Origin of the sequence: Bradyrhizobium sp. sGM-13 (assembly GCF_018398875.1) — a bacterium.
In the GTDB taxonomy this organism is placed as follows: Bacteria; Pseudomonadota; Alphaproteobacteria; order Rhizobiales; family Xanthobacteraceae; genus Bradyrhizobium.
The window spans coordinates 1-24,315 of record NZ_JAGWDK010000053.1; the positions used below are offsets into that span (position 1 = coordinate 1).

A 24,315-nucleotide genomic window follows, 5' to 3' on the forward strand; every position below is an offset into this window, starting at 1 on the left:
GAATGGGTGGTCACAATCCGTCGTAGCGGGTGGTCGCGATCGTCGGAATACGCAGACATTTCTTCCCAGAGCAATTCGGGGGCGCTTTACCAGTCTTATTATGATCTTCAAGAGTACGAGCAGTGCATTGCAGCTACTACGCGAGACTAGGTTAACGCAGCGCGAGATCGGTCAAAGCTTGGAGGTGAAGCCTCCGTGTAACTTCGCTTGGCGATTATAAACGATTATAAAAAGGAGTCGCGCCTGGAATTAGGACGGTGATTCACACAAGTTCGTTCGGCTGCCCCGGCCGCAGCAGTTGTACAATCGCACCTGGAGCTCGGTCGCAGCGTGTGCCCATCCACTGGGGCCGCTTTTTGGATACTTCCCGATTAAGACGACAAACGAAGCGCCGTCTCACTTCGGAATTCCAAACTCCTTCGCAGCAAGCGCGGCGATCTGGCGAGTCGTGAGTACCCGCGTTGCCAATCTCTATTACTTTGCGAGCGATAATGTCCCAAACAGAGTCGTCGATCACAAGCCGCTTCAGCCGCGTATGGCCTCTGGCGTCTTCAGCCGCTCGGCCTCCGAGGTCTCCATTCCGCCAAACTGGCTTTTTCGTTTGTGGATGCTCGCATCGCTGGTGCCGTGCTTGTTGGCACAAATCGGCAGCCGAAACGCCGGCTCCTGCTCCTTCGATATCCTGATAGCTTGCTCTTTGGATCTTGTCTCGGACCAGAACGAAATTCAACTGGATGAAGCCAATGGGGCAAGGTCAACAGCGAGCCGCCGCACAGCTTGGCAAAGTTTCCAGCGCCCCGTCAGGGTCAGGGAACGTCAAGGGTGATTTCCCGCGATAAAGCAAGAGCTGGTGCTGAAAGCGCATCAAGTATCGTGATTCCCAAAAGGAAGATTGACCAAATACCGGACGCGGGTTCGTCTTGCGCTCCCCCTCAGAGTTGGTAGATGGGCCTCCGTTCATTTTGCTGTATTCTTCCGGGACGAGTTCGCGATCAATCGCCAAAGTTTGCAAACGGCGGCGGCCTGGACGAAAGGATATCAGCAGCCATGGCAAATGCGTATCGGGCTTCGTCGACAGCAGAAATCAACCGCGATCATTTGGAGCGCGTGGAAGGCCATATTAACTTTGTTCGACGCACACCCTACGAAAGGGCTCCCGAGGCCTTTTTGCCGGGATACGACCTACCGCCTATGGTCAGCTACGAAGTCACTATTCACAATGCGCGTCCGATAGTCAACGAACTATCGCTCGAGAGAGAGGGCTTCACGCTAGTTCAGCACAAAATATCCTGTGCAAACGAGCGTAATCCAGAGACTATGTACGACAGGTATCTGGAAGAAATGGCTCCGCTCATCAAGAATTACTTCAATGCATCGTGGGTGGTGCCCCGCCGAGGAAGCGTGGTTGTTCGTTCAGCTGGCGGGAGCTCCGTTCCCGGAGTAAGGGAGCCGGCTCGATGGGCTCATATTGATTACGCACCGATCGCTGCCCCGATGCTCGCCGCTATTGAGAACCAGCTGCAGGGCATTCAGGCGCGTACGTATTCTCGATTAATGATCATTCAAACATGGCATGCTCTATCGCCGCCGCCGCAGGACTTCCCCTTAGCATTCTGCGACGGCACCTCCGTTCACGATACCGATTTGATCGCAATAGACTACACGTTTCGTGACGTCACTTTCAAGCTTTGCGTCGCGCACTTCAATCCGGCTCAGCGCTGGTACTACTTTCCGGAAATGACTGCGGACGAGTTCATTCTCTTTAGCTGCTATGATTCGGAGGGACATTGCAGTTCGAGGGCGGCCCACTCGGCATTTGACAATCGTCGCGCGTATCCCAATGCAAAACCCCGTGACAGTATCGAGGCTCGCTTCTTCGTGTACTACGTCTGACCAGCGGGATCCGAGCTACGCAGAAACGAGCGATAAGCCTGTCGGTTGTTGAGCTGTACCGGTAGCATGGCGTCAGCGCCAGCAGGTCAGCGGTGGAATCGAACGATCCTCGCCGGATGACGCGTTGGGTGATAGCGCGAAGAAGCGTTCGACCTGGTTGAGCCAGGAGGCGTAGGTTGGTGTGAAGTGAATGTGCCAACGCGGCCGGCGGGCAAGCCAGGTCCTGACCTTGGGATGCTTGTGGGTGGCGTAGTTGTCGACGACGAGATGGATGTCCAGTTGGGTCGGCACATTAGCTCGATGTGACGTAGAAGGGCGAGGAACTCCTGGTGGCGATGGCGGGGTTTGCATTGAGCGATGATTTCGCCGTCGAGCACGTTGAGGGCGGCAAACGGGGTGGTCGTGCCATGACGCTGGTAGGCGTGGGTGACACCCTCGATGTAGCCGAACCCATAGGAGGCATGGGCTGGGTTCGTTCGAGCGCCTGAATTTGGCTCTTCTCATCGACGCAAAGCACCACGGCCTTGTCAGGCGGATTGAGATAGAGCCAGACCACGTCGCGCAGCTTCTCTAGAAAGAAGGGATCGGTCGAGAGTTTGAAGCTGCGGGTACGGTGAGGCTGTAGACCGAAGAGTTGGAACAGGCGATGAACAGTGCTTTTGGCAATTCCCGTCTCTTTGGCGATGGTGCGCACGCTCCAATGGGTTGTGGCTTTGGGCTTGCGAGCGAGTGCCTTGGTGAGCAGCTCGGCCACAGCCTCATCCTCAACCGTGCGGGGCCTGCCGGTACGCATCTCGTCGTAGAGCCACTCGATGCGATTTGCGATGAAGCGATTGCGCCATTTGCCGATCGTGTGGGGGCCAACACCAAGCCGCGTCGCCACGACGACGTTGCTCGGCTCACGTTCGCAGGCCAACACGATCTTGGCTCGCAGCGTCAGCGCTGCAGGGATCGAGCGCGACCCCGGGCGCGGCTCGCTTCCCCACGGGCTTCTGTCATGAGGGCCTGCTGTCCTCCACAGCCGGCATCCTGTTCGCACGTGCACAATAAAGGGCCTGTGCTGAAACTTTCAGCAAGGGCTCGCTTGCGCTCCGTCGACGTTTGGTGCATCATATTTGGTACATAAACTACCGAGGGTTTTGAGCGCAAAACTATTCAGTACATTGCATGGGGATGTTGATGAGGAACTTCTGCGAACTGCTCTTGCTTTCTGTTGCTCTTGCCCTGGCGACCAAAATCGCGCCGGCGTCCGCCGGTGACGCGAAGTGGTATCCATTCCAGATGAATGATGCTTCTTCCGACGCTCCGAAGGTGATCGAATACTCGCCGCTCGAGAAGGCCGAAAAGCCTCACAAGATTTGTGTGCTGTTCCCGCACATGAAGGATAGCTTCTGGGGTGCGGTCGACTATGGCATGGCCGAGCAGTCAAAGGCGCTCGGTATGAGCATGAATCTGTATGGGGCCGGCGGACACGACAATCTGCCCAAGCAGCTGTCGCAATTCGACGACTGCCTCGCGATCGGGGCGGATGCGATCGTGATCGGTGCCATCTCCACGGTCGGGGTGGCCAAGCAGGTGCTCGCTGCGAAGGCCAAGGGCATTCCAGTCATTGCTGTCACGAACAGCTTCATCTCACCTGACCTGACCGCCGGCGTAGTTGTTGATCTAAGGGAAGATCGTTTCGTCGCCGTCGAGTCCTAGGGAGGATTCCGCGGTTTGACGATCCTTAAAGCACGCTGGTCTAACGCTCGGCCGCCCCCGCCGGAGGCGATCATAAAAGAAAGCAGTTTCAAGAGAGAGGCGTCTTGTGACGTGCCCTTATGCTCAAACCGACAGCGTGCTCTGGGCTTCGTCGTTGCGGACGCTGTGATGTGGACCGATCTGAGCCCGAAGATAACGCCAAGGTCTCAGCGTCAACCATTACGCGCCGTGCGTTGAATTTCCTGCGCTCAAATCGTCGTCTTCGATCCTCGCGGATCTCTGTGTGCCACCATTCATCCAATTGCGGGAGGATACCAATGTCTAAAAGATCTTTCAGCACGATCGTGCGTATGGCCGCGGTGGCCACCTTGTCTCTAGGGCTGGGATTGGCTCCCAGCTTAGCGCAAAGCGGTCCCGCGCTCAAAGTCGCCGTGATCGAGACTCTGTCGGGAAGTCAGGCTGCCACGGGCTCGCTCCATGTGCCTGCAGCGCAATATGCCATTGACCGCTTGAATGCTGCCGGCGGCTACAATGGTAAGCCCATTCAACTCTTAACATATGACAATCAAGGCACACCGACGGGCGCGTCGGCGCAGGTTACGGCCGCCATCGGCGACGGCGTTCGCGTTATCGTGCAAGGCGCGTCGTCTGCAATTGCCGGCCAGATCACCGAGGACGTGCGCCGGTACAATCTTCGCAATCCGAAGCAACCTATTATCTATCTAAACTCGGCTGCGGAAGCGCGCGAGCTTACGGGGGAGAAATGCCACTTCTATCACTTCAAGTTCGCGCTCGATGCCGAAATGCGGCTTCGCGCGGCCGCCAAGGCGATCCACGACCGAAAAATCCAAGCTTCCAACGTTTTCTCGATCAACCAGGACTATTCCTGGGGGCGCGACATGGACGTGGCCATCAAAGGCCACGCCAACGAAGGCGGCTATAAGGTAGTCGACGCCGTCTTGCACGACGTCAATCGCATCCAAGACTTCACGCCCTACGTGACCCGGATCGCAGCAACAAATGCGGACGCCGTAATCACCGGCAATTGGGGAACGGATCTTGTCCGCCTTATGCGGGCATCAGCCGACTCGAAGCTCAAGGCCCGCTTCATCACGATGTTTCTCGATGTTCCGGGAAACATCACCAGTGCAGGCGATGCCGCCGAGGGCCATATCTTTCTCGATGTCTTCAATGCCGAAGCCAACGGCGAGCGCGGCATCGCATTTCAAAAAGACTTCCTGGAGCGTACCAAGGCACAGACGCTAGCCAATAATCAGGCTCACACGGTCTTTGCCCTGCTGTTCCTGGGTGAAGCTCTGAAGCTCGCTCCAGCAAATGGCTCCATCGACGTGAGAAATATTGCTGAAGCCATGGAAAAGGTGACCCTGGACAGCCCAGCCGGAACGATGACCATGCGCTCAGACGATCATCAAGCGCTGCTGCCAATCGCAATCACAAAAGTTTCGCGTGACGCTGCGATTAAGGTCGAGAACTCGTCGTTCGGTTTCAAACCGTTGCTCAAAATTGATGGGCCGGACGCGATCGTGCCGCCTCAGAGCACCTGCAAGATGCAGCGGCCATCCTAATGCAACTTGCCGCGGACACCGAACGCGCCGGCTGATTTGGCGAATTCGGTGTCAACAGAGGGTAGTTTCGCGTCGCAACTTCTTGGAGTGCGCCAATGGAGATGTTGTCCATTTCTCTGCTAAACGGCACTATTTACGGCTTGTTGCTCTTCATGATTGCCGCAGGCCTGACCTTGATTTTCGGCATGATGGGCGTGCTCAACTTTGCTCACGGCGCATTCTACATGCTTGGCGCCTACGCGGGGTATGTTCTGTCAGCTCGCGTCGGCTTCTTCCCAGGTCTCCTAGTTGCCGGCTTGATTGTGGCGGCCATCGGCGCAATGGTCGAACGATACATGCTGCGTTCGGTCCACGCACATGGCCATGCGCATGAGCTGCTGCTGACGTTCGGTCTTCTTTTTGTCTTTGACGAGATCGTGAAGTTTTTCTTTGGCTACTACCCTGTCAGCTATAGGGTCCCGGAGACGCTTAGCTTTTCGGTCTTTCGCATCGGTTCACTGGAGTACCCGGCCTATCGGCTCTTTGTGGGCCTTGTCTCCATAGGCTTCTTCGGCGCTCTGGTCCTCATACTTCGTTTCACTAGAATAGGCTTGGTGGTGCGCGCTGCCGTGCACAAGCCGATGATGGTCGAGGCCCTTGGCCACAACGTTCCGCTGGTCATGTTGCTGGTTTTTGCCGTTGGTGCTGGCATGGCCGGCTTGGCCGGCGCGGTCGCCGGTGCTTTCTATCCCACCAGCCCAGCCATGGCCTCCGAGATCGGAACAATCGTATTCGTTGTCGTTGTGGTGGGAGGGCTGGGTTCTCTGGGCGGCGCCTTCATAGCCTCTCTAATGATTGGAATCTTGACCACGCTTATGGTCGGCGTCGATACGACGCTCGCTGACACGCTCTCCTTTGTCGGCTTCGGTAGCTGGGGAAAGGACATCGGAGGCATTTTCGCGGTGCCACTTTCGGCGAGCGCTGGAACTCTGCCGTTTGCGTTAATGCTGATGGTTCTTCTGCTGCGTCCTGCCGGTCTCATGGGTGAAAGGACCTGAGCGTGACTGCAACAGACCTGAACATAGAGGACTCCAACCGGACTAGCGCAAGGAAAGCGCCGGGCCTCGGTTTACTCTTGATAACGGGTGTCACGGTTCTCCTATTTACCCTTCCCCTTTTAATCCCGCCGGTGTTTCTAAATTATGCGATCAAGATGATGGTCGCGGGCTTGTTCGCTCTTGCGTTCAATCTGTTGTGGTCACATGCACGATTGCTCTCGTTCGGACATGCCGCCTATTACGCGATCGGGGCATTCGCTGTCATTCACGCGCTCTCACTGTCGGAGCGTGGTGTGCTGTCAATTCCGACGCCGTTAATCCCGATGATGGGCCTCATTGCCGGTGCGCTCATCGGGCTTGTCGTCGGTTACCTCGCAACGGTACGCGGGGGTACGTATTTCGCCATGATCACACTTGCCGTTGGCGAGCTCCTACTCTCCATCGCTCCCAAATGGGAAGCCGTGTTCGGTGGTGAATCGGGCTTGTCGTCGATGCGGATGCCGTGGGCTGGTCTCACATTTGGTATGGTTGGAGAGGTTTACATTGTCGTTCTGATCTGGTGCCTTTTTGGTCTTGTGTTGCTGCGCTGGTTCTCTGCCACTCCTCTGGGGCAAATCGCGCTTGCCATTGGCGATAACGAGAAGCGTCTCCGATTCCTGGGCTACCGTACGCACGCAGTAAAAACGGTGATCTTTTCGCTGTCCGCCGCGGTGTCAGGCCTTGCCGGCGGCTTGATCGCTTTCGCGATGGAGAGTGCCAGCTTCGAGTTATTCGCAGGAGCCAATTCAGCGATGCCTGTCATGCATACTTTTTTGGGAGGAGCTGATGTCTTTTTAGGCCCTATTGCGGGAGGCATGGGACTGACGCTGTTCTCGGAACTGGCCTCGAACGCCTCTCGCCTCTGGCTTCTCTATATGGGTGTCATCTTCGTTATCGTTATGATGTTCGCTCCAGAGGGCTTGGCCGGCTTCATCTCGCGACATGTCAAGCTCAGTCTGACGTGTTGGCGCCTGCTTATCGCGGACTACGCTGTATTTCTCTCCGGATGTGCTGGTCTCGTGCTGAGCGGCGTCTGGATGGCCGAAGTAAGTTATCGCTTGATGGGCACGTCGCCCATCGTCGGACTCACTCCCGATGGGACGATAACGCTATTTGAATGGACATTCAGCGCAACGTCCAAGCCGCTTTGGTTCGCGGCCGTCGCGGTGTTTGTCCTCTCGCTCTTCGGCGTTTTAGCTGCAGCAAAACGAGCAAGGACCACTTGGCTTACGATAGGCCAGAAGAAGGACGGCCTTCGGTGATCAAGTCCAATAGTTGCGATGAAATCGCACTCGCTGCACGCAACGTGCGAAAGTCGTTTGGTTCCACTGAAATCATTCGTGGGGTCAACATCGACATACGGCAGGGAGAGAGACATGCCTTGATCGGCCCGAACGGCGCTGGCAAGTCTACGATGTTCAATCTCCTGTCGGCGGCTTTTGCGCCGACCTCTGGCGAGATTCTTTTGAACGGGACCGTCATAAATGGTCTCGAACCCGCAGAGGTCAATCGACGGGGGCTGGCCAGATCCTTCCAGATTACAAGCATCTTTCCGCGTCTTACGACCTTTGAGAACCTACGTATCGGCGCGTTCGCCCGCTACGGCGTGCGCTTCAATATTCTGTCCACAGCCAACCGACTCAGAAAGGCAAATGAAGAGGCCGACCGCCTGCTTCGCCTTGTTCGGCTTGAGCGCGTCGCATCCGAACTGGCCGGCAACTTGGCATATTCCGATCAACGCGCCCTCGAGCTCGGGCTCACCTTGGCGACAGATCCTCGGGTCATACTCCTCGATGAACCGACCGCAGGCATGTCCCGGGAAGAGGCAGAATATGCGACCTCTTTAATCCGGACCGTCACGGAAGGGCGGACGCTTCTGATCGTAGAGCACGACTTGGACGTGGTCTTCTCGCTCGCCGACCGTATGTCGGTGCTTGTACATGGCCAGATCATCGCCAGCGATACTCCAGCGGAGGTCAAGCGAAATGCGGAAGTGCAGGAAGCGTATCTCGGTCAGGAAGCGGCGGCATGTTAAGCGTACATGGTCTCAGGGCGGGCTACAATGGCACGAGCGTCCTTAACGGGGTCGACTTCGATTTGAGCGGCGGTGAAATCGTAAGCCTCGTCGGTCGCAACGGATCCGGGCGCTCAACGATGATGCAGGCGCTGCTGAGGATCGTAAAGCCCACCGCCGGCGAAGTCACCCTCAATGGCTGTTCTGTCGCTAACCTCGAGACGTATCAAATCGTTCGCGCGGGTCTGTCCTACGTTCCCGAAGAGCGGCTTGTGTTTCACAACTTGACGGTCCGCGAGAATATGACGCTGGGGATCCAACGGCGACCAAATGCCGTCGCCACGTGGCATCCCGATGAATTCTGGTCGATCTTTCCGAATCTGGCGACCCGTCGCGACGTCGCCGCTGGCGCGCTGTCAGGCGGCGAGCAGCAGATGCTGACGATGTGCCGATCGTTGCTGGGCAATCCCGACGCCATTCTTATCGATGAGCCCACGGAGGGGCTCGCACCCAAGATTGTTGAGGCGGTTGTAGGGTTGATCTTGGAGATGAAACGACGCGGTATCGGCGTCGTTCTCGTCGAACAAAAGCTTACCGTGGCACTCGAAATCAGTGACCGCGTGACCGTCATGGGGCATGGGACAATTGTCTTCGAAGGCAGCCCGCAAGAACTCTGCGCCCGCGATGATGTTCGGCGAAAGTGGCTGGAGGTATGATGAGTGTCTGCGTGATGGACGGCGATAGCGAAGACTATGGCATCATGATTGATCGTATCTTTACCCGAGATAATAAAACCATCGCCGAGCGCCGAAACCGGGCGGTGTTCGTACCTTTCCATGTTGGCGCAGATAGTCCGGATACGTTATCGCGGGACTTAAGGCGTGACAGAATCGTCCAGGCTTCATTGTCATCGTACTGCACAGGGAAGCCGCGTGAGGTCATCGTTATGCATGGTGTCGTCGTGGGGGATGTGCGTTCAAGGCAAAACGTGCGCTGCGGAGGTTTTCGAGGCCACGTGAAGCGTCGGCGCTGCCATCCGACGAACCCAATTAGAGTTGAACGAACGAGTATCGATGAAGGTTCTGGTGCCGACAAAACGAATCGTCGACTGCAACGTCAAGGTCCGCGTCAAGAGCGGCGGGGCGGTCGTTGAACTGGCCAATGTGAAGATGGGCGCACTCGTTCTTAACAATTCGTCGACGTGTGGAAGAGTGGGCGGCTCGCGAGGAGGCTTGAAACATGCGTACTGCGGTTAAGGGGAAGCGCGTCATCATTACGGCTGGAGCGGGCGGTATTGGACAAGCCGTGATCAGGCAATTTGTCGCTGCTGGAGCCGAAGTCGCGACCTGTGACATTTCTGAGGAAGGTATCGAGCGCCTCCGCAAGGAGTTCCCCGGAATCTACAGTGAAGTCGTCGATGTGGGCAACGCAGCTATGCAAACGCGCTTTCTAGAAAGCGCGATTGAGCGTTTCAGTGGAATCGACGCTCTTGTGAATAATGCCGGCATTTCGGGCCCAACAGCGCGTATCGAAGACGTGGATATTTCCGATTGGAGCAATGTCTTTCGTGTGAACGTTGAGAGTCATTTTGTCGCCTGCAAGGTCGTCGTTCCGCACTTACGGAAGCAGCGTGACGGATCGGTGATCTTTATTTCGTCAACAGCCGGGCGACTCGGCTTCGCACTCCGCACTCCTTATTCCGCATCAAAGTGGGCATTGGTCGGACTGATGAAATCGTTGGCGATTGAGGCCGGTCCGGAGGGCGTGCGCGTCAATGCCATCATGCCGGGAGTCGTTGACGGCGAGCGAATAAAGCGCGTCATTGCGGCGAAAGCAGAAGCGGAGAACTTGCCGTATGACGAGATGGAGCGGCAATGGCTCAAGCTGGTCTCCTTGCGGCGCATGATTCCGCCCCAGGAAATTGCGGAGATGATCCAGTTCCTAGTCTCTGATGCAGGCAGGACCATTTCGGGCCAATCGCTCAGCCTATGCGGCAACCAGGAGACGTTGCGCTAAGCAGGAGCCCGCCGGAGTTCCGGTGCCCCTTGGCGGCACCAAATCCGGATCAAACTATGAGAACCGTATTGAAGCATCCAACGATTACGCCAACCGTCGCCGAACTTGCAGCTGCTTTTGCCCGTCGCGGTGTTACCGTCGCCTTCGGTCATCGCGCCAAAATTGCAAAACAGTTTTGGCGGCGAAGCAGGTCTTTAGTGCAGTGCCGCGGCGTCGGTATTGTTCTCGTCGAGCAGAAGCTTACGGTTGCGCTCGAGATCAGCGGTCGCGTAACCATCACGAGCCACGGCAAGATCGTTATGAAGGTACGCCCAACGAGCTACGCTCTCGTGAGGATGTCCGGCGCCAATGGTTGGAGGTATGACGCGTGCGCGTAATCGACGGCAACACGAAGATCTATGGCATTATCGCCGATCCCATCGCTCAGGTAAGAACGCCGCACGCAATGAATGAGATCATAGCCGACCGGGGGAGCGGGGCAGTCTTCGTTCCATTTCATGTCCGACCTGCCGATCTACCGACATTTGTGGCGGGCCTCAAAGCATGGCGTAACCTGCCGGGCTTCACCCTGACAATCCCTCACAAGGAGGCCACGTTGGCGCTGTGCGATCGCTTGGGACCGATGGCTAAGATCTCAGGTTCGGTGAATGCGGTGCGTAAAACGTCTGATGGGGCTTGGGAAGGTGAAACGTTTGATGGCCTGGGATTTGTGGCCGGACTGAAATCTCAGTCGCTCGATCCCGCTGGCGCAAGCGTTTATATTCAAGGAGCGGGTGGGGCGGCGAAGGCCATTGTCGCCGCTCTAGCCGACGCGGGCGCTGCCCGCATAGCAGTCGCTAATCGCTCCCAAGACAAGGCCCTCGCATTGGTCGATCAGATCAACACGATCTATCCCGGCAAGTGTGTCTTGGGCTCAACCCATGATGTCAGCGCCGCAGATATCGTTGTGAACGGTACGTCCCTGGGATTGCGCGAAAGCGATCCTTTGCCGATCGATGTCGATGAGCTGAAGCCCGGGCAAGTTGCTGCCGAAGTCATCATGATGCCGGATACGACATCATTTCTTCATGCCGCTGAGGCCAAGGGCTGCCGCATTCATCGGGGCATTCATATGCTCAAGGGGCAAGTCGGCGAGATAGCCGACTTTCTTGGTATATAGTGTGCGACTCGTTCTATCCGACATTTGACGAAGGTCATACTAATATTTGTGGTACAGAAATGACAAAAGGCGCGCTGGGGCTGCTGTTGCATGGCGGCGCCGAAAACCGGTCGGCACGATGGAAGAACCGGTTCGACGAAGTCTGCCGTAACAGGGCCGTGTGCTGGTATTGCCCGATAGAAGCAACGATCCCTCTGAAGTGCAGTACGCGGCGGTCTGGAAGCCGCGGCCGGGTAAGCTTGCGACGCTTCCGAATTTGCGCGTGATCTTTAATCTTGGTGCCGGCGTCGACGCGTTGATGGCGGATGCCTCCTTGCCCAACGTGCCGCTGGTCCGCGTCGCGGCTTCAGATCTCACCGGCCGGATGACGGACTATGTGACGCTGTATGTGCTGATGCATCACCGGCAGGAAATGTGCTTGCGCGAGTCGCAGCGCGAGAAACGCTGGGCACCAAGCTATCAGTGGGCGGCCGGGCGCGATCACCGTAGGCATCATGGGAATCGGCACGCTAGGGACCGACGCGGCGCGGATGCTACGGGCGATCGGCTTTCGCGTTGTCGGCTGGAGCCGCAGCGCCAAGGAGGTTCACGGCGTCGAGCGCTTTGCCGGCAGCTTGGCGCCTTCCTGCGAGAGACCAACATTCTGGTCTGCCTGCTGCCGCTGACGCCGGACACGCGGCACGTCCTCAACCGCGACCTCTTTGCCAAACTGAACCGCAGCAGCCCGATCCGCGCGCCGGGCCTGATCAATGCCGGCCGCGGCGGATTGCAGGATGAGGCCGGGATCTTGCGGGCGCTCGAGACGGCACGTTGGGAGCCGCCTCGCTCGACGTCTTCGAGACCGAACCGCTGCCGCCGGAAAGTCCTTTCTGGAGCCATCCGAAGGTGGTGCTGACGCCGCACAATGCCGGCCGATAGCGATCTGGACGAGATCGCGAAATATGTCGCGCAGCAGATCGAACGCTTCGAGGCCGGCGGCGCGCTGGAGAACGTGGTCGATCGCGGGCGCGGGTACTAGAGCAGGATCCGGAAAAGTGGAAACCGGTTTTGCGAAGAGAGCATGCCCAAACAAAGAGCAATAGGTTATTTTTGCATTGCAATTATTGGACGAGTGTTGGCTGGCGCCGTCAACTGAGAGAAGCTGCGGCCAGGCATTCTGAAGCGGAAGAATTGCAGTTTGTGCCGGCGGGGGTGGATGTGGGCGCATCGGCGCCCGCGAGCAAAGCGCCGCGATGCAAGTCCGAGCGCCGATGTCGGGATGATCGAGGTTGAGGTCGACGGGGTGACGATCCGGGCCGGCCGCGGCGCGGACGCAAACACGATCGCGGCCATCGTCCAGGCGCTGAAGGCGAGCCGGTGATCGGCCCAACGGGTGCGGTTCGGGTAATGGTGGCGACCAAGCCGGTCGACTTCCGTAATTATGCGGAGCGCACGGTTATGCAGAGTCCGCGGCGGAATGTTGCGGCCGCCGCGGCTTTTCTCGTAGATCTTACTCCGCATAATCCGGCCTGCGTTTGACCGTGCTCAGCATGGCGAGCAGCTTGTCAGGCGCGCGGAAGCGTCCGGGCTTCAGCATCGGCGGCACCATGGCGGCGAGCGCTTCGAGCTTTTCGGTCGGGTTAGCGCGCAGGTAGACCTCGGTACTTTGCAGGTTGGCGTGTCCGAGCCAGAGCGAGACCTTCCGCACGTCACGGGTTGCTTACCGCGTAGATTACGGATGCGGTCTATGACAGTCCGTCCGGCAAATATCTTCTGATCCCCCAGGGCGCGAAGCTGATCGGCCAGTACGACAGCTCCGTTGCGTTCGGTCAGAGCCGTATCCTCCTGGTCTGGAGCCGCATCATCATGCCCGACGGCAGTTCGTTCGTGCTGGAGCGCCAGCCCGGTGCCGACACTGGTGGCTATGCCAGGCTCGAGGACGAGGTCGACAACCACTGGGGCATGTTGTTCAAGGCCGCGGTCCTCTCGACCATGCTCAGCGTCGGAGCCGAGGCGGGCACGAGCCAGAATGAGAACGTTCAAGCAATCCGCAGCGGCGCGTCCAACAGCATCAGCCAGACCGGGCAGCAGATCGTGCGGCGCCAGCTCAACATCCAGCCGACGTTGACCATCCGGCCAGGTTTCCCGGTGCGGGTCATTGTTACTCGCGATTTGGTGCTGGCTCCCTACGGACAAAAAGGTGCGCGATGAGGAAGCTCAAGCTTGGACCACTCGAAGACGACAAACCGGTAAAGCTCACGATCGAGCTGCCGGCGGCGGTCTTCAGGGATCTCAAGAGCTAGCCCGAGATTCTGACGCGTAGCGGAGGCGCGACCACACCGACCGAGCCCGCCCAAATTGCTCGCGCCGATGATCGAGCGCTTCATGGCGACCGACCGAGCCTTTGCGAAGGCGCGCAGAAATGCTGCTCAGCCTGCACCTGGATCGGCTGAGAGGTCCGGATAGCGCTCGCGAAGCAGGTCGAGGAACGGACGCAGCGATGGATTGCTGTTGGTCTGCCGCCAGTACGCGCGGAAGCACATTCGCGTCGTCCCTCGGCATCGTGGACCTCTCGGAAGGTGAAACCTGGATAGGTAGCGCCAGTCGCGCCTTCCAGTGCCAGCAGGACACCCCAGCCGGCACCGACCAATGTGAGGAGCCGGTCGAGCGCGACATCATGGCGAAGCACCAGGCGAGGATCGGCAGCGCGCTGCCCACCTTGTGTTCGGGATTGCGCAGGCAGCGACTGAGCGTTGACTGCTTGATTCTGAGCGTCTCTGCCGCTTGGCGAAGGCTCCGATGCTGGGATGCGGCGATCGCCCAGCGCAGATCGCGAATTCCACTGGCACCGTCGAAGCCTTACAGCGAGTTGCCGGTGACCGGAGTTCTTCTTGAATGAGTCATTTCATTTGCTTGCGCTGCTTCAGAAGCATCGGAGAAGATTTGAAAGCTGGCATAAGCCATGATCGAAGTGCGATAGGTACCCATGGGAGCATGGATCGAAGGCCGGCGATCTTTCCGCTCGGCCCAAAGCGCCGTGTCGACGGCACCGATACTTTGATAGCTCGCAACACGATACATCAGCCTCAGCTGGCGTGAATCTTCTCCCCTTCCAAGCGATCCTTTCCCAGCAGCATTGGCTTGAGGGAACGGATCAGTTGGGGAGCGTCCATCATAGCGGGATTGGTGACGGAGCCCAGAAAGGCATGTCCCCCGAGTCGGCATGAATCCGCAACAAACCTAGATTACTCGATCCTCGCGGCACCGGCGCCCCTTGGCCATAGGCTATCTGAAGTATGCCTTGCCATCTGAAGATGGTGAGCGAAAAACATCGTCGACCCTCCCGTCAGCCTCCTGTCGTTCAGGTTCGGATTTTCAAGAACTTCTGGATCAGATCTCTCGGACGGCCTCACGGGCCGCGGTGAGTGTCTCCTCGATCTGCGCTTTTCCATGCTCCGAGGAAAGAAAGGCCGTTCCACGCTCCAGCAATCGGACGCCTCGCTTGAGCATGGCGTGGCAAAATGCTGAATAGCGTGGTCGGTCCATCTGACTGAGATCGCGCCACTCAGACGGCAATGTCTTCAGACCGAAGCCGATATGGACCACGGCGCCAAATCCCGTCACGGTCGCGGTTATGCCGGCGTCGTGCAGTATCTTGCGTAGGCCGTCCATCAGGACTTGTGCGTTCTCCTCGATAACATCGTAGAAGCCGGGCTTGGAGACCTCCCGTAGCGTCGCGGCCGTTGCCGCCATCGCCAGCGGCTGAGCGTTGTAGGTGCCCCCATGGATGACGCCACCATGCGCGAAGCGATCCATGACGTCGGCGCGACCCGTGATCGCTGAAACAGCAAATCCGTTTGCGATGGCCTTGGCAAAGGTGGCAATATCGGGTGTGATACCGAAGCGCTGCTGCGCTCCGCCCGGAGCCAGCCTGAAACCGGTGATGGTCTCGTCGAAGATCAGAAGGGTGCCGTTAGCCCTGCATGCGTCCAAGGCACCTTCCAGATATCCGGGCCTTGGTGCGATAGCGCCCGCGTTGCACATGGCTGGCTCCATGATCACCGCCGAGAGGTCGCCGAGCGCAAGACGCTCGCGCAGAAGCCCAAGGTCGTTCCAGGGCAGAATAGCAACGCTATCCGCCAACACCGTGTCCTGTCCCGCGCTCCCCGCTATTGGGATCGGCGCTTCTCGGGGGCCGGCCTCTTGCAGGCCGGGTCGGTTGGACCAGAGAACATTATCGGCCCAGCCGTGATAATGTCCCTCGAATTTGAGAAACTTCGTGCGCCCGGTAGCCGCCCGCGCCACGCGCAAAGCGGCTTGGACCGCCTCCGTTCCGGAGGAAGAGAAACGTACGCGTTCGGCGGCGGGCACAAGGCTGCAAACAAGCTGAGCAGCCTCGAATTCGATTTCGCTCTGTCCGGCGTATAGCAAGCCAGCATCGAGCTGGGCCTTGACCGCGTCGATGACCGCAGCGGGCGAATGCCCAAGGATCATCGGGCCCATGCCGAGGTAGTAATCCAGCAGCTTGTTGCCGTCGATATCGTACAAATACGCGCCCTTGGCGCTCGAAAAAACCAGGGGAGTGGGCGCCATACCAATGCGAGCGTAGCTGTTGACGCCGCCGGGGATCACATTCTCCGCCCTCCGCATGGCGGCTTCAGATTTTGAAAAATGCAGGCTCATCAGCGGAACTCCGAGTTATGTAGTGATATTTGGTGTATCATATTGCAAGACCGCGTCAAGCGCCCTGGTTGATTCCGGAATTGGTGCGGTCAACTTGGTGCCGTTTTGCGCCGGGGTGTAACGATTCACGGCGGACGTATTGAAATCAATGAGGTCTCATGAAGCGCCCCAAAACGCGGCCAAGAAAAACAGACCAAATCAGGCAAATTCGGCATCCCAGCCGAGCTGCTGATCCGCCAGAACAACTTAGGGGACTCGCCTACGAGCTGCTTCGCGACTGGATCATCCGAGGACGCTTTCCGCTCGGGGCGAAACTGACAGTTCGTTCGGTGGCTGAGGCGCTAGGTGTCAGTACAACCCCCGCACGGGGTGCTGCTAACAGGCTGATCGCGGAAGGAGCCCTCGTCAAATCTCGGTCTCAAGACCGTCGTGATACCTCAGCTCACACGCGCCTACTTAAAGAATCGATCAAAATCCGTCTTGTTCTGGAGGAGGTGGCGCGCCGAAGAAGGGACCAGGCGCATTTCCGATGAGGACATCTCATTCCCGGAGCAGCTTCAATTGGGCACAAATTCCGCGCTCGAATAAGCGGCGCTATCAGGAGGCCCTTGCGCTCAACAGGCAGTTTATTTCCCGATCTACGGCCGCAGCCAGATGCTGTCGTTAGTGGCTGATGATCGAATCGCAATGGCTACGAGCATCGCCTATCACAACTGGATTCTGATTCTGAGCAGGCTCCGCAACCGGGACGGCAAAACCGTCCATAGCGGCATAGAGAACGAGATCCGGATGGGCTACGGCCGGAGGTACCTTATGTCTCGGCTGATCATTTTTTTTGTTGCATCAAATACTTTCCTGTTTCAGCCGGCCGCGATTCCCATCGCCGGTCAGCCCTATGTCGACAACTATGCGAGCGCTGCTCGCGGGCGTGCTCAATACGTTGACGGTTTCCGGTGCGCTCCTGGGGCGCTACGATGTTGGGACTGTGTGTCGGCCTTGCTCGGCTCTCGAAGCATCAGCTGGTGGCATTATGGGCTCGGTGCTACATCGATCTCTTCCGCAACATGCCGATCCTGCTGCGGTTGATGTTTTGGTACATCATTCTGCTGCATATGCATATGCCCAACGCGCGACGGCGTTTCTTCTTTGGGCAGGCGGCTTTCTGTCGAACCGCGGCCTCAGTCTCCCCTGGCCCCGTGTCTGGGTTCAGTTCGGCCACCGGTTGGTGGCTCTCTTTGGCCGGTGGGTTGGCAGCGATCGCCTTTCCGCTCGCGCGGCTGCCCTTCTGGCGTCAGTCAACTTCAGGCAGCGGACGCCCTCGGGCTGCAAGTCTGGGACAGTCAACGACCGAGTTGACTAACAAAAAAAATTTGATACACCAAATATCAAATCCGAGAATGATGATGATGATAACAATTCGCCAAGCCAGAACCTTCCCCACGCGACATCATGCCAGCGTGGAGGTCCCGGGTGACGTTCGAACACTCTATATATTGCGGGACAGGGCGGCGTTGATGCCGGCAGCTCCGCTGCCGGAAGGCGTCGGAGCGCAGACCGCACTGGCCTAGAAGATCTCGACGATTGCTTCACGGCCCCCGAACCAGAGCGATGATGGGCGCAAAGAACGCCTCGACTGGTTCTCGTCTCGGGCCTCGCACGCCCCGACCTCCTCGTCGAAGTTGAAGCGATTGCCGTGAAGTCGCGCTAACAACGGCTTCGGCTCCAGAGCAGCCAAAATGCGCACCATCGTCTCATGCGCAAGTCTCCCTCCCCCAAGTAGGATTGGAATAGTATCATGAAGCCTCTTGATGTGCTGATCGTCGGTGCGGGTTTCGCGGGTTTGTATATGCTCCACCGAATGAAGTTGGCGGGCCGGAGCGCGCAAATCGTGGACGAGAGCGGCGGAGTGGGGGGCGTCTGGTACAAGAATCGCTATCCAGGCGCCCGTTGCGATGTCGAGAGCTTGCAGTATTCATATTCTTTCGACAACGATCTGCAGCAGGAATGGCGATGGACCGAGCGATATGCGTCGAGGGCCGAGATTCTTTCATATATCGAGCATGTTGTTGAGCGCTTCGGGCTGCGCGACGGAATCCGTCTGAATACGAGTGTCGAAGCCGCCGACTTCGATTTCAAAACCAAGCGCTGGCTCGTGCGGACAACGACTGGCGAGGGATTCTCAGCCCAGTTTCTCGTGCTGGCGACCGGCTCCCTCACTATGCCGAACGTGCCCGACATTACCGGGCTCGACAGCTTTGCGGGAAAAGTCCTGCACACCGCACAATGGCCCCAAGAACCGATCGACTTCACGGGCAAGAAAGTCGCCGTCGTCGGAACTGGATCCACCGGCATTCAGGTGATCTCGGAAGTAGCCAAATATGCCGCGGATCTTACGGTATTCCAGCGTACTGCGAACTACGCGCTTCCCATGCGCAATCAGCCTCTCACGCCGGAAATGGATCGCGAGTGGAAAGCCAATTACCTGGAGCGGCGGTCGCGTGCTCGCGAGCTTCCAACCGGCGTATTCGGGGATTTCAACGATGTCTCCGCTCTCTCGGTTACCGATGACGAGCGACGACAAGAATACGAGCGCCGTTGGGCTCTTGGTGGCTTTCAAATTATGATGGCCTACAATGATTTTCTGACGAACCAGAAGGCGAACGACACGATCGCCGAGTTTGTCCGCTCGAAGATCAGAGCACGCGTCCACGACCCTGAAACCGCCCGGAAGCTCCTTCCGAACGAATTCCCGATCGGCACCAAAAGAGTCTGCCTTGAGGATAGCTACTACGACGCTTTCAACCGACCAAACGTCCACTTGGTAGCTCTCAAGGAAGAGCCCATAGTCGAGATATTTCCGAACGGCATCAGAACCAGCCAGAAGTTTGTTGAAGTCGATACGTTCATATTCGCCACCGGATTCGATGCAATCACAGGCTCAGTAGCGAAGGTGAATATACGCGGCGCGCTTGCCGAAAATCTGTCCCAGCATTGGAAAGGCGGTCCACGAAGCCTCTTCGGTCTTGGTGTCTCTGGATTCCCAAATCTATTCTTGGTGTCGGGTCCCGGCAGTCCGATTGGCCGCAGCAACGCAGTTACTTCGATCGAACAAAACGTGGGCTTTATCGCGGATATCATCAGCTTCGCTGGCGATCACGGCTACTCGACGGTTGAGCCCTCATCGGAAGCACAGGACCGCTGGGTTGAAAACCTCGCAGAGCTGGCTCACCGCACACTCTACATGAAGGCGAAATCCTGGTGGAACGGCTCGAACATCGAAGGCAAGGCTCGCGTATTCATGATCTATGCAGGAGGAGTTCCCTCCTATCTCGCTGCCTGCAATGAAGAAAAAGATTCCGGCTTTCCAAATTATATCTTTGGTTGAGTTGACGGACGCAACACCCGGGATGCTTGATAAGCTTTCAGAGCTCCCAAGGAAAGATCGATACGATGGCACGTTCCGATTTCTGCGAAAAATAGCCGAACGTCTTGGTCATGGCGCTGTGGTGACCGATCCGGCCTTAATGGGACGATACCTCACCGATCAGCGAGACCTGCTCACCGGTACGGCTTGCGCGATTCTTCGTCCCAGCAGCACGGAAGAAGTCGTCGAAATTGTCAAACTGAGCCGGGATCATAGCATCGGGCTGGTGCCCCAAGGGGGGAATACGGGGTATTGTGGCGGTGCAACGCCAAGCACGACCGGCCTAGCTAGTTTAGAGGAGTTCTTCCAGCACGCCTTCCCGCACGAGCGCTCTGACCTGAGCCACTGGCGCAAGCGGCTCGGCGAGAAGCTGGAGCTGCTGCTGGCCGAGAGCCTGCGGGTGGCGCACGGCGCCGGCGCCTTGCGCAGCAACGACCTCAAACGGGTCACGGTCGACACCACGGTGCAGCCGAAGGCCATCACCTTCCCGACCGACGCCAAGCTGTTGCATGCGGCGATCCGGGGACTGAATCGCCTGGCGAGCAAGCACGGCGTGCGGTTGCGGCAATCCTACCTGCGGATCGCCAAGGCCGCGGCGATGATGGCCGGGCGCTATGCCCATGCCAAGCAGTTCAAGCGGCATCGGCGACAGTTGCGCATCCTGCGCAGCCGGCTGGGCCCGGATCATCCGCGATATCCGCCGCAAGATCGAAGGACAGACGACTCTCGAGGAGGCGTTCGCACTTCCGCTCGGCCGCGCCGTGCAGATCCGCTCGCAGCAGCAGCGCCAGCGCGGCTGGAAGCTTTATTCCTTCCATGCCCCGGAGGTGGAGTGCATCGGCAAAGGCAAGGCCGCTGCGCCTTACGAGTTCGGCGTGAAGGCCTCCATCGTCACCAACAACCGCCGGGCTCCCGGTGGCTTGTTCGTGCTGCACGCTAGGGCGATGCCCGACAACCCCTACGACGGTCACACCTTGCGGGACGTCATTGACCGCACCGAGACACTCACCGGCTGTCCGATCGAGAGGGCCTATGTCGACAAGGGATACCGCGGCCACGACGCTCAAAATCCCCGTCGTGTCTTCATCTCAGGCCAGAAGCGCGGTGTCTTCGGTGTCATCAAGCGCGAGCTGCGCCGCCGCTCCGCCATCGAGCCCATCATCGGACACCTGAAGGCCGAAGGCCACCTCGGCCGCTGCTACCTCAAAGGCCGCGCCGGCGATGCCGCCAACGTCGTCCTCTCAGCCGTCGGCCACAACTTCCGCCGCATCCTCACCTGGCTGAGGAATTTTTGGCGCCTCTTCCTCACTGCGCTCATCGCAGCCATCGCCGTTCAATCAACACTCAGATCGGCTTCTTAACGGACGACTAGAGACCGCATTCAGTCTCCGAACGCTGTGACGCCCTCAGCACCCTGTGAGCCTGCTCGGTGATTGCCTGCGGATCCTTTCGATCCAAGAACCGTCGCATCTAGCTTAGACAACTAAACATAGATCTGAATGGCTTTCAGCAATGAGAAAGCTCATCGATTGAGCAGGTATGCGATAGGAATAGATTCGATTCAGCTCGTCAAATGTGAGACGCAATGTCAATCCTGTCTGTTGAAATGATCGACGTCAACAAGTGGTATGGCGATTTTCACGTCCTACGGGATGTGAACCTGAGGGTCGCGCGTGGCGAGAAGCTGGTGATCTGCGGCGCCTCGGGATCCGGCAAGTCGACGATGATCCGCTGCATTAACCGGCTAGAGGAGCACCAGAAGGGGCAGATCATCGTCGATGGCACTGAACCCACCAACGGTCTCAAGAAAATCCACGAGATCCGCCGCGACGTCGGCATGCTCTTCCAGCGTTTCAATCTGTTCCCGCATCTGACTATCCTGGAGAACCTCACGCTTGCGCCAATATGGGTGAAGAGAATGCACAAGAAGGCCGCCGAGGAGGTCGCGATGCACTATCTGCATCGTGTCAAGATTCCGGAGCAGGCGGGCAAAATATCCCGGCCAACTCTCGGGTGGCCAGCAGCAGCGTGTGGCGATTGCCCGCTCGCTATGCATGAACCCGAAGATCATGCTGTTCGATGAGCCGACCTCGGCGCTTGCCCCGAAATGGTCAAGGAGGTCCGCGACACCATGGTCTCGCTCGCGGAGGAGGGCATGACCATGCTCTGCGTTCACCCATGAAATGGGCTTCGCTCGCCAGGTCGGCGATCGCGTGATATTCATAGACGCCGGCCAGATCGTAGAGATGAACAAGCCGAACGAGTTCTTCAAGAACCCACAGCACAAGCGCACCAAGCTCTTCCTTAGCCAGATCCTACACTGAGACAGAGTAGCATGCGACCTGGACCAATTCGCGCTTCTCCGATCGCGTAAGCGGTCTAACTCCTAATCGGCGGGTCCAGGTTTGAGCCCTGTGCGCCCACCACACAAATCAAGCCACTTACAAACACGCCCCGTTTGAGAAGAACGTATCGGGCCGCAAGCTCATCGGATTATTCTGGCGGCCAGCGCTTAAGTAGCCCCCGGGGCTTTCCTTGTACATCCAGACAAGCTTGATCAGATTTTCGATTCCGAAGTCCGTGAAGGCCTGGATGCCATGTTCTCGGACGCCATAGACGCAGACGGCGCCGTCTTCTATCTCCATTTTATTGGCCACGTCTCGGAGCCAATCTTCGTCTTACCACGATCCCCGGCAATACGGTTGATAGTAGTAACGTAATGAACCTTGCTGACGTGCATGGTTACGCAGCTCGTGCGGGGATCGCTGATGCCGGCCTCCAATTCCAGGGCAGAAGCTGGTCCAGCCGATGGGCCGGATGAGTGGCGATGCGGGCAAGGACGTCGGTGAGCTAGGCCTGCGGATCGATGCCGTTCGTTTTCGGCCGTGATGATCAGGCTGTACATGGTCGCCGCGTGCCGCCCGCCGCGGTCATAGCCGCAGAACAACCAGGCCTTTCGGCCAAGTGCGATGCCTCTTAGGCGAGCTCGGCGGCATTGTTTGAGAGGCAAACCCGCCCCTCTTCAGGAAAGACAGTGAAGCTCGCCCAGCGCTTCAGGATGTAGTTGAACGCCTTGGCCAGGTCGTGCCCACGGGAGAGCTTGGCGAGTTGCTCGTGCATATAGACTAAGGTCCTCGACCAAAGGCCTTCCCTTTTTGCCCGCAGCCTTTCGTTGCGCATTCTCTTCAATGTTGACCATGGCAAAGAACGCGAGAACGGGCGCCGTGCATGGCTCTTATGTCGAGCTCGACATAAGGCGCACAGCAGACGCAAGTTCTACGAGCTGCAACGGAGCTCGAGAGTGGCAACGACGACGATCGAGCGGGCGGCAAAGCTCTGGCAGGTCGAGAAGACCGCGCGCGGTCAAGCCCGACGCACGCGTTGCCGCGCGTCAGCAACCATCGCAACGCTGCGACCCGTTCGCTTGGCTCACGCTAATACTTCGGTGTATCGCCAACGGCTGGCCGAGTAGCGAAATCGACGCGCTTATGCCATGGAGACCACGCCGCCTCACGGCCTCAGCTTGCCGCTTACCCGTAAGAAATCGTGCGGCGTGGCGCACATGTTCTTTCGGCACCGACAGAGTGCATACGTTGCGGGCAGAAACCCGATGACTGCCGACGCAGGTTCCAGTTGCGCGATTGGCAGGACATTTCCACAGGCTCAGGTCCGACAAAGCACCAAGAGCGCTGATGCGCCCGGCGAGATGCTCATCTTTGCGCAGATTGGGACTAGTTTTGTATCATGGCGTTTGATATAACAAGCAGCTTCGACCTGACAGAGTATTTGATGGCAAACGATGTGGACATTGCAGCTCCTCTTACGTTTATCGACCGGCAAGCCAGTCTGGGTGAACTTGCTTATTCCTCGCTGAAAGAATCCATCATTAGCGGACAGTTTGTCCAGGGGAGCAAGCTGACCGTGCGTTCAGTGGCGCAGGCGCTTGGGGTGAGCACCACCCCTGTCCGAGACGCCATTGTTCGTCTGATCGGTGAGGGCGCCCTCGTCAATCTGGGACCGAAGACGGTAGTCGTGCCGGAACTCACGATTGCTACCCTAGACGAAGTGACGAAGATCCGGCTAGCGCTCGAAGGCCTGGCAGCCTTCGAAGCCGCCGCCCATATTAAAGACAGCGACATTTCATTTCTTGAAGAGACGCAAAACCGCATTAACAAGGCGATGGACAAATCGCGATACGCTGATGTGCTTCGCTTCAACAAGGCCTTCCATTTCCGTCTCTACGGGGCGGCCGAAATGCCTCGCCTGGTCGCCCTGATCGAATCGCAGTGGTTGCGCATCGGGCCGTCGATGAACGATCTCTATCCCGATTCTGCAATTGATCGCCGGGGAGTAAGAAACCACGAACGGGCTATTGGCGGACTGAAGCGCCAAGACGGTGCAGCTGTGCGCGCGGCGATCGAGAAGGATTTACGCGATGGGTACCGCCGTTTGAGCAAGCTCGTTCTGTCCAAGCAAGCGCGATGCCCATAAGGTTTTGAGCCGCGGAGCAGTGACGTTTCCCAATCCCCGTAGAATTCTCAGCATGCCGTTTTTGTCGACAGGTGTTAGGGCCGACATTTCGTTTCTCATGTCAGAAGCCATCGCAACAAGGTCGAGCGCGGCAAACGGGGAGGTCGTATCACGCCGCACATAGCTTGTGCGTGCGCCGTTCCGGTGCGCCAGGCGCGCTTGCCAAGCCGACAGGCCGGTGATCGGGCGTGGTCAAGGCCGCTAGGAGCCTGTCCAGTTAGCTTTGGGAAGGCAGTTTTATCTTGATAATGGCG

The 24,315-nt window shown here is 58.0% G+C and carries 17 protein-coding genes and 10 pseudogenes; 20 read left to right on the top strand and 7 right to left on the bottom strand.

What is annotated here, in order from left to right:
• Positions 1-448 precede the first annotated feature (448 nt).
• Both KJQ96_RS35150 and KJQ96_RS35155 read left to right on the top strand, forming a co-directional pair.
• Positions 449-826, top strand: coding sequence for a hypothetical protein (locus KJQ96_RS35150; protein ID WP_213290785.1), 378 nt, complete (start codon positions 449-451; stop codon positions 824-826).
• 119 nt (positions 827-945) lie between these two features.
• Entirely contained in the window at positions 946-1,893 is a 948-nt protein-coding gene (locus KJQ96_RS35155; RefSeq protein ID WP_249734910.1) for a CmcJ/NvfI family oxidoreductase, read from the top strand.
• Between the two features lie 79 nt (positions 1,894-1,972).
• On the opposite strand, the pseudogene KJQ96_RS35165 reads toward KJQ96_RS35155, so the two are convergent.
• Positions 1,973-2,854 (bottom strand): annotated as a pseudogene (locus KJQ96_RS35165) (IS630 family transposase); the annotation flags it as partial.
• A 218-nt stretch (positions 2,855-3,072) separates the two neighbouring features.
• On the opposite strand from KJQ96_RS35165, the gene KJQ96_RS35170 reads away from it, so the two are divergent.
• The 10 genes and pseudogenes from KJQ96_RS35170 to KJQ96_RS35210 all read left to right on the top strand — a co-directional run bounded on the left by KJQ96_RS35170 (position 3,073) and on the right by KJQ96_RS35210 (position 12,463).
• Entirely contained in the window at positions 3,073-3,594 is a 522-nt protein-coding gene (locus tag KJQ96_RS35170; RefSeq protein ID WP_249734912.1) for a substrate-binding domain-containing protein, read from the top strand.
• Between the two features lie 317 nt (positions 3,595-3,911).
• Positions 3,912-5,180 (top strand): ABC transporter substrate-binding protein, encoded by a 1,269-nt coding sequence (locus tag KJQ96_RS35175; protein WP_213290789.1) that lies wholly within the window; start codon positions 3,912-3,914, stop codon positions 5,178-5,180.
• Positions 5,181-5,275: 95 nt separating this feature from the next.
• A complete protein-coding gene (locus KJQ96_RS35180) occupies positions 5,276-6,217 on the top strand; it encodes a branched-chain amino acid ABC transporter permease (protein WP_213290790.1) in 942 nt (313 codons plus the stop codon).
• Between the two features lie 2 nt (positions 6,218-6,219).
• Positions 6,220-7,518: a branched-chain amino acid ABC transporter permease gene (locus KJQ96_RS40805; RefSeq protein WP_309142517.1), complete on the top strand. Its 1,299-nt coding sequence runs from the start codon at positions 6,220-6,222 to the stop codon at positions 7,516-7,518.
• Positions 7,518-8,291: an ABC transporter ATP-binding protein gene (locus KJQ96_RS35185; protein WP_309142519.1), complete on the top strand. Its 774-nt coding sequence runs from the start codon at positions 7,518-7,520 to the stop codon at positions 8,289-8,291. The genes KJQ96_RS40805 and KJQ96_RS35185 overlap by 1 nt, the downstream gene beginning before the upstream one ends.
• The gene (locus tag KJQ96_RS35190) at positions 8,285-8,986 is read left to right on the top strand and encodes an ABC transporter ATP-binding protein (protein WP_213290792.1); all 702 of its coding nucleotides are present in this window, start codon (positions 8,285-8,287) and stop codon (positions 8,984-8,986) included. Before KJQ96_RS35185 ends, KJQ96_RS35190 begins: the two co-directional genes overlap by 7 nt.
• Before the next feature lie 523 nt (positions 8,987-9,509).
• Positions 9,510-10,286 (top strand): SDR family oxidoreductase, encoded by a 777-nt coding sequence (locus KJQ96_RS35195; protein ID WP_213290793.1) that lies wholly within the window; start codon positions 9,510-9,512, stop codon positions 10,284-10,286.
• A 56-nt stretch (positions 10,287-10,342) separates the two neighbouring features.
• Positions 10,343-10,663, top strand: a complete 321-nt coding sequence (locus KJQ96_RS35200) for a hypothetical protein (RefSeq protein WP_213290794.1) — start codon at positions 10,343-10,345, stop codon at positions 10,661-10,663.
• Positions 10,654-11,445, top strand: a complete 792-nt coding sequence (locus KJQ96_RS35205; RefSeq protein ID WP_213290795.1) for a shikimate dehydrogenase — start codon at positions 10,654-10,656, stop codon at positions 11,443-11,445. The genes KJQ96_RS35200 and KJQ96_RS35205 overlap by 10 nt, the downstream gene beginning before the upstream one ends.
• A 59-nt stretch (positions 11,446-11,504) precedes the next feature.
• Positions 11,505-12,463, top strand: a pseudogene (locus KJQ96_RS35210) (2-hydroxyacid dehydrogenase).
• 471 nt (positions 12,464-12,934) lie between these two features.
• Here the strand turns inward: KJQ96_RS35210 and KJQ96_RS35220 are convergent.
• Positions 12,935-13,144, bottom strand: a pseudogene (locus KJQ96_RS35220) (integrase); the annotation flags it as partial.
• Positions 13,145-13,155: 11 nt separating this feature from the next.
• On the opposite strand from KJQ96_RS35220, the pseudogene KJQ96_RS35225 reads away from it, so the two are divergent.
• Together KJQ96_RS35225 and KJQ96_RS42325 are read left to right on the top strand one after the other, a co-directional pair.
• Positions 13,156-13,635, top strand: a pseudogene (locus KJQ96_RS35225) (TrbI/VirB10 family protein); the annotation flags it as partial.
• Positions 13,632-13,890: pseudogene (locus KJQ96_RS42325) on the top strand (DUF2274 domain-containing protein). The pseudogenes KJQ96_RS35225 and KJQ96_RS42325, both read left to right, overlap by 4 nt.
• A 297-nt stretch (positions 13,891-14,187) precedes the next feature.
• Here the strand turns inward: KJQ96_RS42325 and KJQ96_RS42330 are convergent.
• The 3 genes and pseudogenes from KJQ96_RS42330 to KJQ96_RS35250 form a co-directional block, all read right to left on the bottom strand.
• Positions 14,188-14,262, bottom strand: a pseudogene (locus KJQ96_RS42330) (hypothetical protein); the annotation flags it as partial.
• Between the two features lie 21 nt (positions 14,263-14,283).
• Positions 14,284-14,505 (bottom strand): hypothetical protein, encoded by a 222-nt coding sequence (locus KJQ96_RS35245; RefSeq protein WP_213290796.1) that lies wholly within the window; start codon positions 14,503-14,505, stop codon positions 14,284-14,286.
• Positions 14,506-14,814: 309 nt separating this feature from the next.
• Positions 14,815-16,107 carry an aspartate aminotransferase family protein gene (locus tag KJQ96_RS35250; protein WP_249734913.1) on the bottom strand — a complete coding sequence of 431 codons (1,293 nt, stop codon included), beginning with the start codon at positions 16,105-16,107 and terminating at the stop codon, positions 14,815-14,817.
• Positions 16,108-16,265: 158 nt separating this feature from the next.
• Here KJQ96_RS35250 and KJQ96_RS35255 point away from each other — a divergent pair, with 158 nt between their 5' ends.
• The 4 genes and pseudogenes from KJQ96_RS35255 (at position 16,266) to KJQ96_RS35275 (ending at position 21,855) form a co-directional block, all read left to right on the top strand.
• On the top strand, positions 16,266-16,640 hold the full coding sequence (locus tag KJQ96_RS35255; RefSeq protein WP_249734915.1) for a GntR family transcriptional regulator: 375 nt from the start codon (positions 16,266-16,268) through the stop codon (positions 16,638-16,640).
• Positions 16,641-17,902: 1,262 nt separating this feature from the next.
• Positions 17,903-19,492: an NAD(P)/FAD-dependent oxidoreductase gene (locus KJQ96_RS35260; RefSeq protein WP_213290797.1), complete on the top strand. Its 1,590-nt coding sequence runs from the start codon at positions 17,903-17,905 to the stop codon at positions 19,490-19,492.
• Positions 19,493-19,826: 334 nt separating this feature from the next.
• A pseudogene (locus KJQ96_RS35270) lies at positions 19,827-20,892 on the top strand (IS5 family transposase); the annotation flags it as partial.
• Between the two features lie 224 nt (positions 20,893-21,116).
• A pseudogene (locus tag KJQ96_RS35275) lies at positions 21,117-21,855 on the top strand (amino acid ABC transporter ATP-binding protein).
• A gap of 117 nt (positions 21,856-21,972) precedes the next feature.
• Here the strand turns inward: KJQ96_RS35275 and KJQ96_RS40810 are convergent.
• Positions 21,973-22,188 carry a hypothetical protein gene (locus tag KJQ96_RS40810; RefSeq protein WP_249734916.1) on the bottom strand — a complete coding sequence of 72 codons (216 nt, stop codon included), beginning with the start codon at positions 22,186-22,188 and terminating at the stop codon, positions 21,973-21,975.
• Positions 22,189-22,273: 85 nt separating this feature from the next.
• Positions 22,274-22,739 (bottom strand): annotated as a pseudogene (locus KJQ96_RS35285) (transposase); the annotation flags it as partial.
• Between the two features lie 48 nt (positions 22,740-22,787).
• Here KJQ96_RS35285 and KJQ96_RS35290 point away from each other — a divergent pair.
• Both KJQ96_RS35290 and KJQ96_RS35295 read left to right on the top strand, forming a co-directional pair.
• Positions 22,788-23,145: pseudogene (locus KJQ96_RS35290) on the top strand (transposase domain-containing protein); the annotation flags it as partial.
• A 175-nt stretch (positions 23,146-23,320) separates the two neighbouring features.
• A complete protein-coding gene (locus KJQ96_RS35295) occupies positions 23,321-24,022 on the top strand; it encodes a GntR family transcriptional regulator (protein WP_213290800.1) in 702 nt (233 codons plus the stop codon).
• Positions 24,023-24,315 lie beyond the last annotated feature (293 nt).